The organism is Planctomycetaceae bacterium, from assembly GCA_039680605.1.
In the GTDB taxonomy this organism is placed as follows: Bacteria; Planctomycetota; Phycisphaerae; order SM23-33; family SM23-33; genus JAJFUU01.
In genome coordinates, this window is sequence record JBDKTA010000061.1 from 51,144 (window position 1) to 66,264 (window position 15,121).

Consider the following 15,121-nt stretch of genomic DNA (forward strand, 5'->3'; position numbering starts at 1 on the left):
GCATTTCATGCCGCTTCCTTCGGGGGGGATTGATTGCGGCGATACTGGTCCAGGCGGTCCCTGAGGTGCGACGCGATATCGGTGAGCATCTGGCTGACGCGGCTTTCGGAGAGGTCGACAGCCAGGCCGGTCTCTTTCATGGTCAGGCCTTCGAAGTAGTACAGCAGGACGACGAGGCGTTGCGTTCGGTTGAGTCCCTGGGCGAGGTAATCGCGAAGTTCGTTGCGGATAGCGGCATCGAGCGGACCGCCGCAGTGTTCCTGGCGGGCGGCGATATCGGTCACATCGAGGTCGTCGTCGGCGTCGTTGGGGCGGCAGTTGATGGAGATCACGCCGGCGAGGTGCGTCTGGGGCAGCATGGCCTGGAGTTCCCGCTCGTCGACGCCGACGGTGCGGGCCAGTTCGGCGTCGGAGGGCGCCCGCCCGAGGGCGGCGCGGAGCGTCTCGCTGGCGCGGGAGAGACTGCGGGCGCGGCTGCGGACGCCGCGGGGCACCCAGTCCATCGCCCGCAGTTCGTCGAGCATGGCCCCGCGCAGGCGGGGAATGCAGTAGACGTCGAAGCTCACGCCTCGCCGCGGGTCGTATCCCGCCACCGCGCGGATGAGCCCGAACGTTCCTGCCGAAACCAGGTCGTCGACCTCGACGCTGTCGGGCAATCGCAGCGCCAGGCGCTGGGCGGTCCTGGTGACCAGCGGCAGATACCGCTCGATCAACTGCCCGCGCAGGCGGCTGTCGCCGCTGCGGCGGAAATCGCTCCAGAGTTTCTCGTCGGTCGTCGTCGAGTTCGAAGGCGTCGGTTTGGCGTTCATTGCGGAGGTCCTCTCTTTTTCAGCACCAGCAAGGCTGCGCGAAGCGGCGGAGCTTGGACAGCAGGCGTTTGTGCCGCATGCTCAGGGTCGGCTGACCGACGCCCAGGCGGCGGGCGATCTCGCGGAACGTCAGGCCCTTTTCATAATGCAGTTTCAGCAGGAGGCTTTCCCACGGGCAAAGCTTCGATCGCATGGTCGAGAAAAAATCGCGCAGGTCCATCTGCCTGGAGTGGTCGTCGTAGCGGCGTTCGACGGCCGTCATGGACATCGGCGAGGTGTCGTCGTCGGCCAGTTCGCTGCTGAACACGACGCGTCGGGGAAGGGTTCCGGCCTTGGAGAGCACTCGGTCCTTTCGCATTTCGTCGATGGCCAGGTACATGGCCTTGCGGGCGGCGAAATCGGCGAAGGCGACGCCTTGGTCGCTTTCATATTGCGCCGCCGCCAGCGACAAGCCCAGCAGAGCGTAACTGTAGAGATCTTCGGAATCGACCCAGCAGTAACAGCGTTTGAGTCGCGAGGCGATCGAGCGGGCCAGGGGGAGGAAGTGCTCCACTTGCGGGCGAGCGTCCATAACGTGTACACATGGCGCGACGGACATAGCGGTAACTCCATAAGGCGTCTCTGAATCGTGGTTCCGACTTCCGGCCTCCGGTGGCCGCGGGAACCCGTGAGAAGGGCCGCCATGCCCTTGGTGTGGGGTAAATGTTGACGGAATAATACAGGCTTCCCCCTAGTAATTACAAGCGGAAAATCACGGAGACGCCAGAAATCCCAAAACTGACAACTGTACTGATTTGACTACGAAAGACTTACGAAAAGAAAAACAATCGCGAATTTTTTTGATTAGCGCCCCAGAGGGGCATAGTGGCTTGGTTTATTGACGCGGCAATCGAGTTTCGCCGTACCTCAAGCGTGGAGTCTTTTGGTGCCACTGCGGCAGACAGAGGGTATAGTATCGTCCGCTAGGGAAGGGTCTCGTGCCGCTATGGATGATGCGGAAAAACATCAGATCGGGCAAGCTCGCGGCAAGTTCATCGCCATGGCCGGCGCGTATGCCCTGGGGGCGTTCAACGACAATTTCTTTAAGACCATCGTGATCATGATGGCCAACCGCGCCGGGCGCGGGCACTATTCGGGACTGGCCACGAACTTCATGGCGCTGCCCTTTGTGATCTTCGCCGCCTATTGCGGATGGGCGGCAGACCGTTTCCCCAAGCGACGGATCGTCATCGCCAGCAAGATCATGGAACTGGCGGCCATGTGCGTCGGAGCTTTCGGGATCATCTCGCAGAACTATGTGCTGCTGCTGGTGACGGTGTTCTTCATGGGCTGGCAATCGGCCATCTTCAGCCCCGCGCTGAATGGATCGATCCCGGAGCTGTACCCGCCGACGTTTGTGCCCGCGGCCAACGCACGTCTCAAGGCCGCGATCACCGCGGCGATCCTTCTGGGCGTGGCGCTGGCGGGGTTCGTGCTCGGGGCCAGGGCGGACGAGGCGCCCACAGCAGGCAGGCTTTCCCTGGCGGCGGCGGCTGTGGTGGCGGTGGCGCTGGTGGGCGTGGCGGCGAGCTTCTGGACGGTCGCCCGCCCCGCGGCGGCGCCGTCGGCGGCAGTGCCCTGGGCCGGTCCGCTGGCGACGCTCAAAGACCTGGCGCGCCTGCATGGGGATTCATTGCTGGCGAAGGTCCTCTGGGCCGACGCGTTCATCTGGGGGCTGGGCAATCTGCAGGTGCTGATCATCATGCAGATGGGGCAGAACCAGATGGGCCTGGACGACACGCGCTCGGGGCTGCTGGCTTTGAGCGAGCTGGTCGGCATCGCGGTGGGGGGCCTCATTGCCGCCAAGGTGCTGACCGGTCCGCGCTGGTACCGTGCTCTGCCGACGGCCGCCATGGTGATTGCCCTCCTGGCGCTGCTCATCGGCGTCCTCTGGACGCCTCTGTCGGCCGGGCGGGTCCTGTCGCAGTCGCTGCAGTTCCCGGTGCTGATGGGGCTGCTGGCGCTGATGGGCATCGCCGGCGGTTTGTTCATGATTCCCTGCGAGAGTTTCATCCAGGTTCGCCCTGGGGCGGCGGAGAAGGGCACGGTCATCGCCGCTTCCAACTTCATGGTGTTTGCGGCTATCATGCTGACGGGCCTGCTGCATTCGTGGTTGTGGCGTGAGATCACGCCCAGCGGATTTTTCGCGATGCTGGGCGCCGCGGCGGTTGTGGCAGCGGTCATTCTGCACGTGCTGCTGCGGTATGAACCGCCGGCGGCTTGGCAGGCCCAGCAAGGCCCCGGAGAGAGCGCATGATTAATACGCTGCTGCGATGGTGGGTCAAGTCGCTGTTGTGGCTGCGCTATCGCGTCCGTCTGCACGGGTTCGATGAAGTGGCTGCGCGCGGCCGGGGCAAGATCCTCTTCCTTCCCAATCACAACGCCCTGATGGACCCGGTCATCATGGCCGCGGCCCTGCACAAGACGTTTATGCCTCGGTTCCTGGCCGATCGCGACCAGGTGGACCGCTTTCTGGTTCGCTGGTTGGCGGCCCGCATGCACGTGCTGGGCATTCCCGACATCTCCAAGTACGGCGTCGAGGCTACGCCGCAGGTCGAGGCGGCGCTGGATCTGCTGGTGGCGTCGCTCAAGCGGGGGCGCAACGCGCTGCTGTATCCGGCGGGGCAGCTCTGCCGCACGGCGATGGAAGACGTTCGGGGCAACAGCGCGGTGGAGTACGTTCTGTCTCGCGTGCCGGACGCCCGCGTGGTGTTGATCCGCCAGAGAGGGCTGTGGGGCAGCGGGTTCAGTTGGGCGGCGGGGCGCGTTCCGGACGTCGCCGGCACGCTCAAGCGAGGCGCGCGGGCGCTGCTGGCCAGCGGGATTTTCTTCGCGCCGCGGCGGCGGGTGGACCTCGTCGCCGTCGAGTGCGACGACTTTCCGCGCGACCAGGGGCGTGCGGCTATCAACGCGTACATCGAGACCTTCTACAACACCGACCCGCAGCGCAACACGTACGTGCCGTACTCGATCTGGGAGCGGGGCGGCACGCGCATCGTGCCCGAGCCGCAGGCGTACGCCGACACGGGGCGGCTTGACGCGGTGCCGGCGGCGATGCGCCAGATCGTCACCGAGCACCTGATCGAGCTGTCGGGCCTGTCGCACCTCGACGACTCGCAGCACCTCGCGCGGGACCTGGGGCTGGACTCGCTGGTGCGCACGGAGCTGCTGGTGTGGCTCGAGCAGCAGTTCGGCCACCCCCAGGGCGACACCGATTCGCTGCTGACGGTCGCCGACGTGATGCTGGCGGCATACGGCGAGGGCATTTCCGCTTCGCAGCGGACGATCCGCCGACCGTCGCGCCGCTGGTTCCGGCGCGGGGCGCCGGTGCAGTTGGCCTCGGGCCAGACCATCCCGCAGGTCTTCCTCGCCCAGGCTCGCCGCGGTCCCTCGCGCGTCTGCATGGCCGACCAGACCAGCGGGATGCGGACCTACCGCGAGGCGATCATGGGCATCCTGGCACTGCAGAGACACATCCGCTCGCTGCCGGGCGAGAATGTCGGCGTGATGCTGCCCGCCTCGGTCGGCGCCGGCGTGGCGTATCTGGCGACGGCGTTTGCCGGCAAGACGCCGGTGCTGCTGAACTGGACCATCGGACGGCGCAACCTGGAACACGCCGCCAAGGCTGTGGGGCTCTCGGCCGTGTTGACGTCGCGAATTCTCGTCCAGCGCCTGGCCGGGCAGGGGGTCGACCTGGGCGGCATGGCGCCGCTGTGCGTGTATCTCGAAGACCTGCGCGGCAAGATCACGCGAGGGCAGAAGATCGCCGCGCTGCTCAAGGCGCGCCTGAGCTGGCGCAGCCTCGACAAGGCCACCGTCAGCCCCACCGCGGCGATCCTGTTCACCAGCGGCAGCGAGGCCCTGCCCAAGGCCGTGCCCCTGACGCACGCCAACATCCTGATCAACCTGCGCGACGTGCTGGACATGGTCGACCTGCATCAGGGCGACCGCATGGTGGGCATCCTGCCGCCGTTCCATTCGTTCGGCCTCACCGCTGCCCTGTGCGCGCCGCTGCTGGCGGGCATGCCGGTGGTGTACCACCCCAACCCCAACGAGGCGGGCATACTGGCCTCGATCATCGAGGCCTACCGCACCACGATCCTCATGGGCACGCCGACGTTCCTGGGCGGCATCGTCCGCGCCGCCCGCAGCGGGCAGCTCGACTCGCTGCGGATGGCCGTCACCGGGGCCGAAAAATGCCCGCCACGCGTCTACGAGGCCATCAGCCGCACCTGCCCGCAGACGATGATCCTCGAAGGCTATGGCGTCACCGAGTGCTCGCCGATCATCTCGCTCAATGACCCGCGGGGTCCCGTCGCCGGGACCATCGGCAAGGTCATGCAGACGCTGGAATATGCCATCGTCGATATCGACACCGGTCGAGCGGTCGCTCGCGGCGAAAAGGGCATGCTGCTGGTGCGCGGGCCCAGCGTCTTCGGCGGGTATCTCGACTACGAAGGCCCCTCGCCCTTCGTCGAGCACGAGGGCAAGAGCTGGTACCGCACGGGCGACCTGGTCAGCGAAAACGCCGGCGGCGTGCTGACGTTCCACGGGCGGCTCCGCCGGTTCGTCAAGTTCGGCGGCGAGATGGTCTCGCTGCCAGCCGTCGAGGCGGCGCTGGAACCTTTGACCGGACCGGACCACGAGGGCGGACCGAAGCTGGCCGTTATCGCCCACGAGGCCCACGAGCGTCCCGAACTGGTGCTGATAGCCGCGATCGACATCGACCGCGAAAAGGCCAACGCCCAGATCCGCCGCAGCGGCCTCTCGCCGCTGCACAATATCCACCGCGTGATGCGCGTGGAGGAGATCCCCGTGCTCGGGACGGGCAAGACGGATTATCAGGCGCTGAAGAGGATGTTGACTGAGGTTTGAAGAAGGGGAAGAAACCGACGACGAGGACGAGGACGAGGACGAGAAGACACGGCGGAGGCAGTTCCCGGTTTTGTTAGCGGTCGAGCTTGCTCGACGTTTCCTTGACCTCAAAAACCCGCGGGGCATCCGACTTCGCCAGAGGCTACGGCGGGCAGTATCCCCGCCGCTAAACGAAGAAGCTCAATTCGTCCTCGTCCTCGTCGTCGGTTGTTTCTTTCTTTCGCGCTCTACGTAATCCGCGGCCGTCGTCTCACATCCGCCTTGGGTCTCTCCGTCGCCGCACGCAGTCGCTCTTCTTCGGAGGCGGGTGCCTGCTGCGCTTCCTGACGCGAGCGCTGGTAGCTGATGAAATCCATCGCCCCGCGCAGGGTGTCTTCAAAATTACCGCGGTGTTCGCCCGTGGCGATCAGGTCGGCCAGCAGGTTGCCCAGGTCGGCGATCTCGGCGCGGCAGGTGATCTGCTCGGGCGCCGTTACGCCCTCTGCCGCCGCCTGCCAGAGGCACTGGGCGATGCGGGCGAATGACGCATCAGTGAAGTCGCGCGGGCTGACGCGCTCGGCGGCGGTGTCGAACAGCTCGGGCTTATTCAGCAGCACCTCCAGCACGTGCCGCTGCGGGCGAAGCGTGCCCTCGATCGCCGAGCCCGTCGTGGCCGGGGCGGCCCCCGAGCGGGCGGTGGGGCGCACCTGCCGCGACAGACGCCGCATCTCCTGCTGCAGCTCGGCTGGCGGAATGTTCAGCAAATGCCCGATGTGCTGGGCGAGCTGGCTCTGCCGTACCGTGTCGATGGCTCCATACGCCTGCGACTGCGCCACCAGGCCCAGAAAGTTCTCCACCAGCCGCCGCCGGTCGGCCAGGTTGCCCGTGGCTGTCTCAAGCTCAGCCTGACGCTTCTGCCAGACGTATTCCAGCGCATCGGGCGCGTTGGCCAGCAGCGTCTTGAACGCCTCGCCGCCCTCGGCCAGACAGTAGTCGCACGGGTCCTTGCCGGCTGGGATCGTCGCCACGCGCACGTGAACCTGCTGCGAGAGGAAGATTTCCATCGCCCGCTCAGCCGCGGCCGCCCCCGCCGCGTCGGCGTCGAACACCAGCACGACCTCGCTGGCGTATCGCGACAGCACGCGCACGTGCCGCTCGGTCAGCGACGTACCCAGCGTGGCCACCACGTTGCCCACGCCACACTGGTGGGGCATGATCGCGTCAAGATACCCCTCGACCACCACCGCCTGCTTGCTCGAAACGATCACCGGCCGAGCCCAGTTCAGGGCGTACAGGTTCGACGACTTGTCGAACACGATCGTCTCGGGGCTGTTGAGGTATTTGGCCTGTTCGTCGGCCGCCAGGGCGCGGCCGCCGAAGGCGATGATCTGATTGGTCGCATCATAGATCGGGAACGTCAGGCGGTTGCGGAAGCGGTCATAACAGCCGCCGCTCTCGCGCCGGGCTACCAAGCCCGCGGCCACAAGCTGCGCCTCGGTCACGCGCTGGTTGCGTGTGGCCTTGATCAGCGCGTCCCAGGCGTCGGGGGCAAAGCCGATCCCGAACCGATCGAGCGACTCGTCCGTCAGTCCGCGCTTGCGGGCGTACGCCAGCGCCGACTCGCCCATGGCCGTGTGCAGCGACTTGCGAAAGAACTCCTGCGCCACGCCCATGACGCGCACCAGGTCGCTCTTGCCCAGCCCGTCCTGGGCGACGGGCTGACCGGGCGTCTGCACCGGCAGGGGGATGTTGGCCCGTTCAGCCAGCACGCGGACGGCGTCGGGGAACGTGATCTTCTCGTACATCATGACGAAGTTGAACGCCTGCCCGCCGGCCCCGCAGGCAAAGCATTTGAAGATCTGCTTAGCCGGCGAGACATTCATCGACGGGTGCTTGTCCTGATGGAACGGACAGAGCCCGACAAACTCCTTGCCCTTCTTGTGCAGGGCAACGTACTGCCCGATCAGGTCCACGATGTCCGTGGCCTGTGCGACCTGGTCAATGAATTGTTGCGAGAACATCGCCATGAGGCACATCGTAACCGAAAAACGGACAACCTACCACAGAGGGAGAAGAAGCACGGATGGGTGGATGACTGGATGATTGGAAGAATGGAAGAATGGAAGAATGGAAGAAGGTCGCTCGTTAGCGGCGGGGCTTGCCCCGCGCGTCTTCCGGCAGGAGACTCACCGCAGAGGTCGCAAAGAACGCGGAGAAGAGAGAATGAATCGAGGGAAGTCCGGGTGCCATGGCGGCCGTTTTCAAGCCGCCATGTCTTCGCCCCGTCAGGGGCGACAGAAATCACAAGAGAGTCCTGCAATGATGGAGGCGCAGGGGGGCGAACCCAAGCATAGAACCGCGGTGATAACAACCGCGTCGAGCATATTAGCTTCGCCAGAGGCTACGCAGGACAAGAGCTCGACCGCCAACGTGGCGCATCGGTGTTTCTCCCCGTCTCTCATCTTCTTCCTCTGCGGTCTCTGCGACCTCGGCGGTGAAAACTACAGGACGTCGCCGACGTTCTTTTTGAAATCCAGCGCGCGGTTGACCAGGTCGTCGGCTTCGGTGTTCTGCTCTCGGCGGACGTGGCGGTATTCTACGTGTTTGAATTGCTCGGCCAGTGCGCCGGCCTGTTCGAACAGGGGGCGCAGGCCGGCGTTCTTGACCCGGTAGCGGCCGGTCATCTGGCGGACCATCAGCTCCGAGTCGCTCAACACCAGGACCTTTTGTGCGCCGAGCTTGGCGGCGGTCTTGAAGGCGTTGAGCAGGCCCTGGTATTCGGCGATGTTGTTGGTGGCGTGTCCGATGAAGATTCCGGCTTTGTAGATGGCTTTGCCGGTGGCGGCGTCTTTGATGACGACTCCGGCGGCGGCCGGTCCGGGGTTGCCTCGGGCGCCGCCGTCGATGCAGGCGATCACGTCCGGGTGCAGGGGTGGGGTGGCGGCGGGGGATGCATCGGGGGCCATAGAACCTGCCTCAGGCCTTGGTGGCTTTTTCGGCCTGTTCCTGCAGGTAGAGGATTCGCCCGCAGTTGTCGCAGGTTCGGATCTGGTCGCGGACGCGCAGGGCGTTGACGTGCTCGGCTCGCAGGCCCATAAAGCAGCCGCCGCAGACATACGTATGCGGCGGTTTCTTTCCGTGGATCTCGATGACGGCCATCGCCTCGCCCTCGTACCTTCCGACGACGCGGTTGAAGAGGTTGAGGGCCTCGGGTTCCACATCGCCGGCCAAGGCGTCGCGTTTGGCGAGCAGTTCGCTCTCCATGGCCGAGAGGCGTTCGATTTCTTCGGCGCTGGCCTGGCGGATCTGTTCGAGCCGGGTCTGGGCGGCGGCGAGGGCTTCCTTGGCCTTGTCGACTTCGCCCTTGCTGCTTTCCATCTGGCTCATGACGGCCAAGGCTTCTTCTTCGAGCTTGGCGTTGTCGGCCTTGAAGGTGTTGATCTCGGTCAGGACGGCGGCGTATTCTTTATTGGTCTTTGCGGTGTTGAGGTTTGCCCGCAGCTTGGCGACGTGCTCTTCCTTGGTCTTGAGGTCGAGGTCGAGCTGGTCGGCGCGTTTGAGGCGGTTGATGTGCTGCTGGTTCTGGAGGTCGAGGGTCTGTTGGGCCTGATCGATCTTGCGTTGCTGGATGGCCACGGCGTTGTGCTGCACCCGCAGTCTGCTTCGGACATGAGCCAAGTCGCGTTCGACCGTTTGAAGCTTGAGCAGTCCTGCCAGCGTTTGCGCCATTGTCAAAGAGCCCTCATTCGCTATCGTATAAAGCGGAACCGCAGGAGTATCACGCGCGGAGGCGCGGAGTTCAAGCGATTTCGCAAAAACTGGGAACCGGGAACCGGGAAGCGGGAACTGGGAACTGGGAACCGGATTGTAGCTGAGAGCTGAGAGCATGCATACCACCGACGACACGATTGTGGCGATTTCATCCGCGGCCGGCAGCGGACCGCGGGCGATCGTGCGCCTCAGCGGACCGGCGGCGCTGCTGCTGGCGGGGCGGGTGTTCACAGGGTTTGATGACGCGTCACCGCAGGCGATGAGCGGGTTCACCAGCAGCGAGGGAATCGTCCGCATCGGCGGCGGCGCGATCGAACTGCCCGCGCGCCTGTACGTGTTCCGCGCTCCGCGAAGCTACACGCGACAGGACGTCGCCGAGCTGCACATCCCCGGCGCCCCCGCGTGCGCCGCGGCGCTCGAGGCGGACCTGATCGCCGCGGGCGCCCGCTTGGCCGAGGCGGGCGAGTTCACCGCTCGAGCCTTCTTCTCCGGGCGCATCGACCTTTCGGCCGCCCAGGGCGTGGCGGATATCATCAACGCCGCCGACGAGGCGCAGGTGCGGTCGGCGGCCGCGGCCATCGGCGGGCGGATCTATGAACTGTGCAGAGAGCTTTCGGCGGAGCTGGTCGAGTCGCTGGCGACGGTGGAGGCGTCGATCGACCTGGCGGAGGAGGGTCTGGACCTGGAGAGCCCCGGACGATTGGCGAGGCGGTTGGGCGATCTGGCGGCGAAGGTCGACCGCGTACTGTCGGGGGCGGCCGGCGTCAGCGAGAGCGCGCAGTGCCCGCGCGTGGTGCTGGCCGGGGCGCCCAACGCAGGCAAGAGCTCCCTGCTCAATGCCCTGACGGGAACCTCGCGAGCCATCGTGTCAGCGACCGCCGGGACCACGCGAGACGTGCTCAGCGCGTCGATGACGCTGGGCGGCTGGCCGGTGATGATCCAGGATGCCGCCGGACTGACCGGCGCCGCAGACGCGATCGCCCTGGCGGCAGACAACGCCGCCCGCCGCGCGGTGGCGGCCGCCGATGTGGTGGTGCTGGTGGTGGACGCCTCGGTTGCCGATCCCGCCCGCGACGCGGAAATTGTTGAAACCATTCGCGCCGCCAACGCGCGCTGTGCGATGCTGACGGTCATCAATAAGGCAGACCTTGCCAACGATGTCAGGGACATGGCGGCTGAACAACGGCCTCCATGGCACCCGGCGGTCGAGACGTGCGCCCTGACGGGGGCGGGGGTGGAGCAGCTCAAGGCGCGTCTGGGCGAGGTGCTGCACCTGTCGGTTGCGCGCAGCGGGCAGGCGCTGGGGCTGCACCAGCGCCAGCGGCGGAGCCTGGAGTCAGCGGCGGCGGCCGCCCGGGCGGCGGAGGCGCTGCTGTCAGTTGCCGCCGAGGTGGCGGACGTGGCGGAGCTGGCGGCCGTCGAGCTTCGCGAGGCGCTGGGCGCAGTGGGCGCCGTCAGCGGACAGGTGGTGACCGAAGACGTGCTGGGCGCCATCTTCTCGCGATTCTGTGTGGGCAAATAGCATGTATGGGTGCGGGCACCGGCCGGCGGCGAAAGCGGTACGGGCTACACCACAATTGTACTTTCCTTGCACTTTGTTGTACTTTTCACAGCGGTTTCGCGTGCCTGCTCCTTAATTGTGGTATACGTAGACCCAAATAGTCTGTCCATCGGCCCACCTCCGTAATGTCTGTAAGTCTTTTCATTCAAAAGACTTCTGCGACATCCGCGATCTCCGCGGTGAAATGTCCTGGCTAACTAAATGGGCAATTTGCAGCCGGAGGGTTATCACATGCCTTTAGCGTGATAGACGGCTTCGAGCACGAGCTTGTGTACCTCGAGCGGGCGGGCGATGTGGGCCCAGGCCGGTTGCTTATCGTCGGCGTCGCTGAGCACCAGCGTCAGCGAGGCGATCCCCAGCAGCTTCTCCGCCCGCGAGGCCGTCAACTGAACCTGGCTGACGCGGCGCAGTTCCCATCCGACGACATCGAGCTTGCGCATCGAGTAAATCCGCAGCATGCGGCGGTTGGTCAGCACGTACATGCGCCCGAGCCACCCGATGCACGCCACCGTCAGAAAGACGCCCGCCAGCACCACGCACGCCGGAAACAGCACCTGGGCGCCCCAGTTCCTGCCCACGAACCCGTCGACGATGCTCGATATCACCAGCGCCAACGCCGCCACCAGCAGCATCGGCCACGATGTCAGCAGGATGTACCACCCGCTGGGCTTGATCGCCAGCAGGATCAACTCGCCGTCCTGCAGGACGCCAGCCGGAATGATCGGCTGGGCGACCGCTTCGAGTTCGGTAGGTTGTGCCGAACCGGTCATGGTCGGTCCTTGTTGTTGGAAATCTCAAGCACGCGGATGTCCGGCAGGTTGCGGAACCGGTTGTCGTAATCGAGCCCGTATCCGACGACAAACCGATCGGGCACGTCAAATCCAATCATATCCGCGGCAAAGACGCACCGACCGTCGTGGCGTCGCTTGCGAAGCAGCACGCACGACGCCAGCGACAGCGGCCGGCGCCGCCGCAGTCGGGCGACAACAGCCTTGAGCGTCGCGCCGCTATCGAGAATATCGTCCAGCACCAGCACGTTTCTGTCGGTCAATCCCCCCGGGACCGCCGAGCAGACGACCCGCCCGATCGGCCGCGTCGCGGGCCCCGGATACGACGAGGCCTCGATCGTCATCACATGCACGGGCGTCTTGAGGCGGCGGATCAGGTCCGCCGCCAGCACCAGTGCCCCCGTCAGCACCACCACCAGCGTCAATTCCTGACCGCCGAAGCGCGCGTCGATGGCCGCTGCCAGTTCGCCCACGCGCCGGGCGATGCGCCGGCGCGAGACCACGACCGCCCCCGTCGCCGCGATGCTGGGCCGCCTGCCGACAGCAGTTCCGGATGGGGTGGAGTTGCCACGCGCGAAAGTCGCCATGAGCAGCATGATAAAGCGCGCAAGGAATCATTTCAATCGCCGCGGAGAGCCGGTGCCGTGGCGCGCAGGCCCGAAGGGCCGGAGAGCCACGATCCCCGATTTTAAACATGCAGTGAAATGTTGCTCACTTCGTGGCTCTCCGGGCCTGCGGCCCTGCGCGCCACGGCACCCGCCCCAGGCACCGGCCATTATGGCACCCGGCGTGAGCGGGATGGCCGTCGGGTTTTTCTTTTGCAGCCGCATGTGGCGTGTATATGATATTTGAGATTCCGTCTTCACATACCCAAAACCTTGGGAAATCGCGACAAAGGAGCCAAAGATGTCGACTGCGAAAAAAGTGCCGTGCGTTCTGGTTCTGGCCGTCCTGCTCACCGCCGTGGCAGGCTATGCCCAGGATGCCCCTGCCCCGGCGCCTGCGCCCAAACCCAAGGCCGAACCGGTTCTCGGTCACGTTCCCGCAGGGGCGATGGGATTCATCGTGATCAACCACGTCGGCAACCTGCTCCAGTCCGCCGACGATCTGGCCGGCGAGTGGGGAATCGAACTGGGCCCCAAGCAGCCCGGACGCATGGTCGCCCTGGTGCAGGGTATGGCGCAGTTGGGCCCGGGATTCAACCCCAACGGTGGATTTGCAGCCATCATGCTCGACCCGACCGAGTTCGGCGTCGATCTCTCTGAGATGATGGGTCTCAAGCCGCCCGCTCCGGCGGCCGAAGGCGCCGCCCCCGCCGAAAAGCCCGGCGTGCCCTGGGTGATGTTCATCCCCGGACAGGACGTGGCGCAGGTGTTCCCAGGCTACGAGCGGACGGCCGCGGGCAAGTACACCCGCGTCGAGCTGCGGATGGGTTCGGTTCTGGCGACGCAGGCCGGCGGATACATCGCCATCAGCCCCAGCGAGAAGGTGCTCGCCGCGGCGCTGAGCGCCAAGAAGATGGTGCTGGACGAGATGCCCGCCGACCAGGGCAAGTTCATTCAGGCCTCGGCGATGGCGATTCACATGAACATGAAGATCGCCTCGCCGCAGGTCAACCAGATGATCAAGATGCAGGAAGACCAGATGCGGGCGATGATGGGCGAAGGCTCGCCCATGCCGCCCGAGGCGGCCGCCTCCATGCAGGGAATCCTCTCGATCATGCCGCTCTATCGCGAGATGCTCTCCAGCGCCGACTCGCTGACGCTCTCGCTGCGGGTGGAGCCCACCGGAATGCTCGGCGAGGCGCTGGTGGCGATGTCGCCCGACAGCCGCTTCACCAAGATGCTGACGGTTTATCAGGCCGCCGCGGACGTTCCGGCCCTGCTCAACCGCCTGCCGAATCTCTCGTACGCCGGGGCCTTTGGCGTCAAGGGCGGCGCCTTCACGCCCGAGACGGAAAAAATCGCCAACGACGTCAACGAGGTGATGCTGAACAATCCGGCCATCGCCAAGCTCGGACCCGAATATAAGGCCAAGGTCAAGGCCAACACCATGGTCATGCAGCGCCAGATGAAGGAAGTGCAGGTCGTGGCCGGCCAGGCGCCGCCGGCGGGCAAGGCCGCCCTCGGCATCGGCGCCGCGATCGTGTGCGACGACTCGGCGGTCCTCAAGGCCGCACTGATCGAGTACGCCTCCCTGATGGAAGCGCAGATCAACGCCATGAGCGGCGACAAGCCCGCCGATCAGAAGCCCAAGATCATCCACCAGAAGGACGCGATGAAAGTCGGCGACCTGTCCGTCGACGTGATCGAGATCGTGCCGCCCAAGTCCGACCCCGATGACACCGCCAAAGAGCAGGCTCAGTCACAGGCTATTCTCGGCGAAAAGCAGATCCGCATTCTCTTGGCGGCGCCGGATAAGAACCTCGTCGTCGCCAGCCTCGGCGGCGGAACCGAAATGCTCACGCAGGCGATCCAGACCGCCAAGGCCGCCAACGGAACCATCGGCAAGAGTCCCGCCGACGCCGAGTCGCTCAAGTACATGCCCGCCAACCCGTTCATGGCCATGCTGGTACACGTTCCCAATGGTTCCAAGCTGATCCAGAGCATCGAGAAGATCACGGAACCTGAAAACACGCAGAAGAAGGTGCAGCTGGTGGTGGCCACGCCGATCGCGTTTGCTTCGGCCATCAAGGGCGTCAACGTCCACAGTTCGCTGTATGTGCCCCGCGCCGTGATCAAGGAGATCGTGTCGGTGGCTCGCGCCCAGGCCGAAGCGGCTACACGACCTGGCGTTGAGGGTGGGGCGGGCGAGCGAGTGACGCCTCCGCCGGGAATGGAATAGCATTGCAGAACCGATTGCCTCAAAAAAAGAAGCTGCCCGCCGTATGGCCGGCAGCTTCTTTTTTAAGTCCCGCGGGAAACACCGGAACGGTTTGTTTTGTCGTCCCGCAAGGGACGCATGGGCTCTAGCCCGGATATTTCACCGCGGAGATCGCAGAGGCCGCAGAGGGTGTTTTGAACGAAAAGACTTACAGAAAACTAGCGAAGCGGGCCGCATGGACAGTCTGTTTTTTCGGATTAAGCGCCGACGGCGACGTTAGATGGTCTTGTTTTAAGCCATTTGCTTCTCTGCGTACTCTGCGGTCTCTGCGGTTCATGCAGTTTTCGGGCTAGAGCATCTAGCGATCATCTGTAGCGTATCCGCAGCTACGGAAGTAGCCTTGGCACTCCTCCGCGCTCACGGCCCTGAGAGCTTGGCCGATCACACCAATGAGTTCCTCCAACGTACGCCCGGCG

At 65.1% G+C, this 15,121-nt stretch carries 11 protein-coding genes; 4 read left to right on the forward strand and 7 right to left on the reverse strand.

The window, feature by feature from the left end; genetic code table 11:
• Positions 1-5 precede the first annotated feature (5 nt).
• Together ABFD92_18365 and ABFD92_18370 are read right to left on the reverse strand one after the other, a co-directional pair.
• Positions 6-809, reverse strand: a complete 804-nt coding sequence (locus tag ABFD92_18365) for a FliA/WhiG family RNA polymerase sigma factor (protein ID MEN6506505.1) — start codon at positions 807-809, stop codon at positions 6-8.
• A 19-nt stretch (positions 810-828) separates the two neighbouring features.
• On the reverse strand, positions 829-1,407 hold the full coding sequence (locus ABFD92_18370; GenBank protein MEN6506506.1) for a sigma-70 family RNA polymerase sigma factor: 579 nt from the start codon (positions 1,405-1,407) through the stop codon (positions 829-831).
• 387 nt (positions 1,408-1,794) lie between these two features.
• Between ABFD92_18370 and ABFD92_18375 the strand changes: the two genes are divergently transcribed.
• Both ABFD92_18375 and ABFD92_18380 read left to right on the forward strand, forming a co-directional pair.
• Positions 1,795-3,105: an MFS transporter gene (locus tag ABFD92_18375; GenBank protein ID MEN6506507.1), complete on the forward strand. Its 1,311-nt coding sequence runs from the start codon at positions 1,795-1,797 to the stop codon at positions 3,103-3,105.
• Positions 3,102-5,723, forward strand: coding sequence for an AMP-binding protein (locus ABFD92_18380; GenBank protein ID MEN6506508.1), 2,622 nt, complete (start codon positions 3,102-3,104; stop codon positions 5,721-5,723). Before ABFD92_18375 ends, ABFD92_18380 begins: the two co-directional genes overlap by 4 nt.
• Before the next feature lie 227 nt (positions 5,724-5,950).
• On the opposite strand, the gene dnaG is transcribed toward ABFD92_18380, so the two are convergent.
• The 3 genes from dnaG to ABFD92_18395 form a co-directional block, all read right to left on the reverse strand.
• Entirely contained in the window at positions 5,951-7,729 is a 1,779-nt protein-coding gene (dnaG, locus tag ABFD92_18385) for a DNA primase (GenBank protein ID MEN6506509.1), read from the reverse strand.
• A 474-nt stretch (positions 7,730-8,203) separates the two neighbouring features.
• On the reverse strand, positions 8,204-8,668 hold the full coding sequence (locus ABFD92_18390; GenBank protein MEN6506510.1) for a ribonuclease HI family protein: 465 nt from the start codon (positions 8,666-8,668) through the stop codon (positions 8,204-8,206).
• A 10-nt stretch (positions 8,669-8,678) separates the two neighbouring features.
• The gene (locus ABFD92_18395) at positions 8,679-9,431 is read right to left on the reverse strand and encodes a C4-type zinc ribbon domain-containing protein (protein MEN6506511.1); all 753 of its coding nucleotides are present in this window, start codon (positions 9,429-9,431) and stop codon (positions 8,679-8,681) included.
• Positions 9,432-9,588: 157 nt separating this feature from the next.
• Here ABFD92_18395 and ABFD92_18400 point away from each other — a divergent pair, with 157 nt between their 5' ends.
• On the forward strand, positions 9,589-10,995 hold the full coding sequence (locus ABFD92_18400) for a GTPase (GenBank protein ID MEN6506512.1): 1,407 nt from the start codon (positions 9,589-9,591) through the stop codon (positions 10,993-10,995).
• A 266-nt stretch (positions 10,996-11,261) separates the two neighbouring features.
• On the opposite strand, the gene ABFD92_18405 is transcribed toward ABFD92_18400, so the two are convergent.
• The gene (locus ABFD92_18405) at positions 11,262-11,804 is read right to left on the reverse strand and encodes a hypothetical protein (GenBank protein ID MEN6506513.1); all 543 of its coding nucleotides are present in this window, start codon (positions 11,802-11,804) and stop codon (positions 11,262-11,264) included.
• A complete protein-coding gene (locus ABFD92_18410; protein MEN6506514.1) occupies positions 11,801-12,409 on the reverse strand; it encodes a phosphoribosyltransferase family protein in 609 nt (202 codons plus the stop codon). Before ABFD92_18410 ends, ABFD92_18405 begins: the two co-directional genes overlap by 4 nt.
• 319 nt (positions 12,410-12,728) lie before the next feature.
• Between ABFD92_18410 and ABFD92_18415 the strand changes: the two genes are divergently transcribed.
• Positions 12,729-14,666 (forward strand): hypothetical protein, encoded by a 1,938-nt coding sequence (locus tag ABFD92_18415; GenBank protein ID MEN6506515.1) that lies wholly within the window; start codon positions 12,729-12,731, stop codon positions 14,664-14,666.
• The last annotated feature ends 455 nt before the right edge of the window (positions 14,667-15,121 follow it).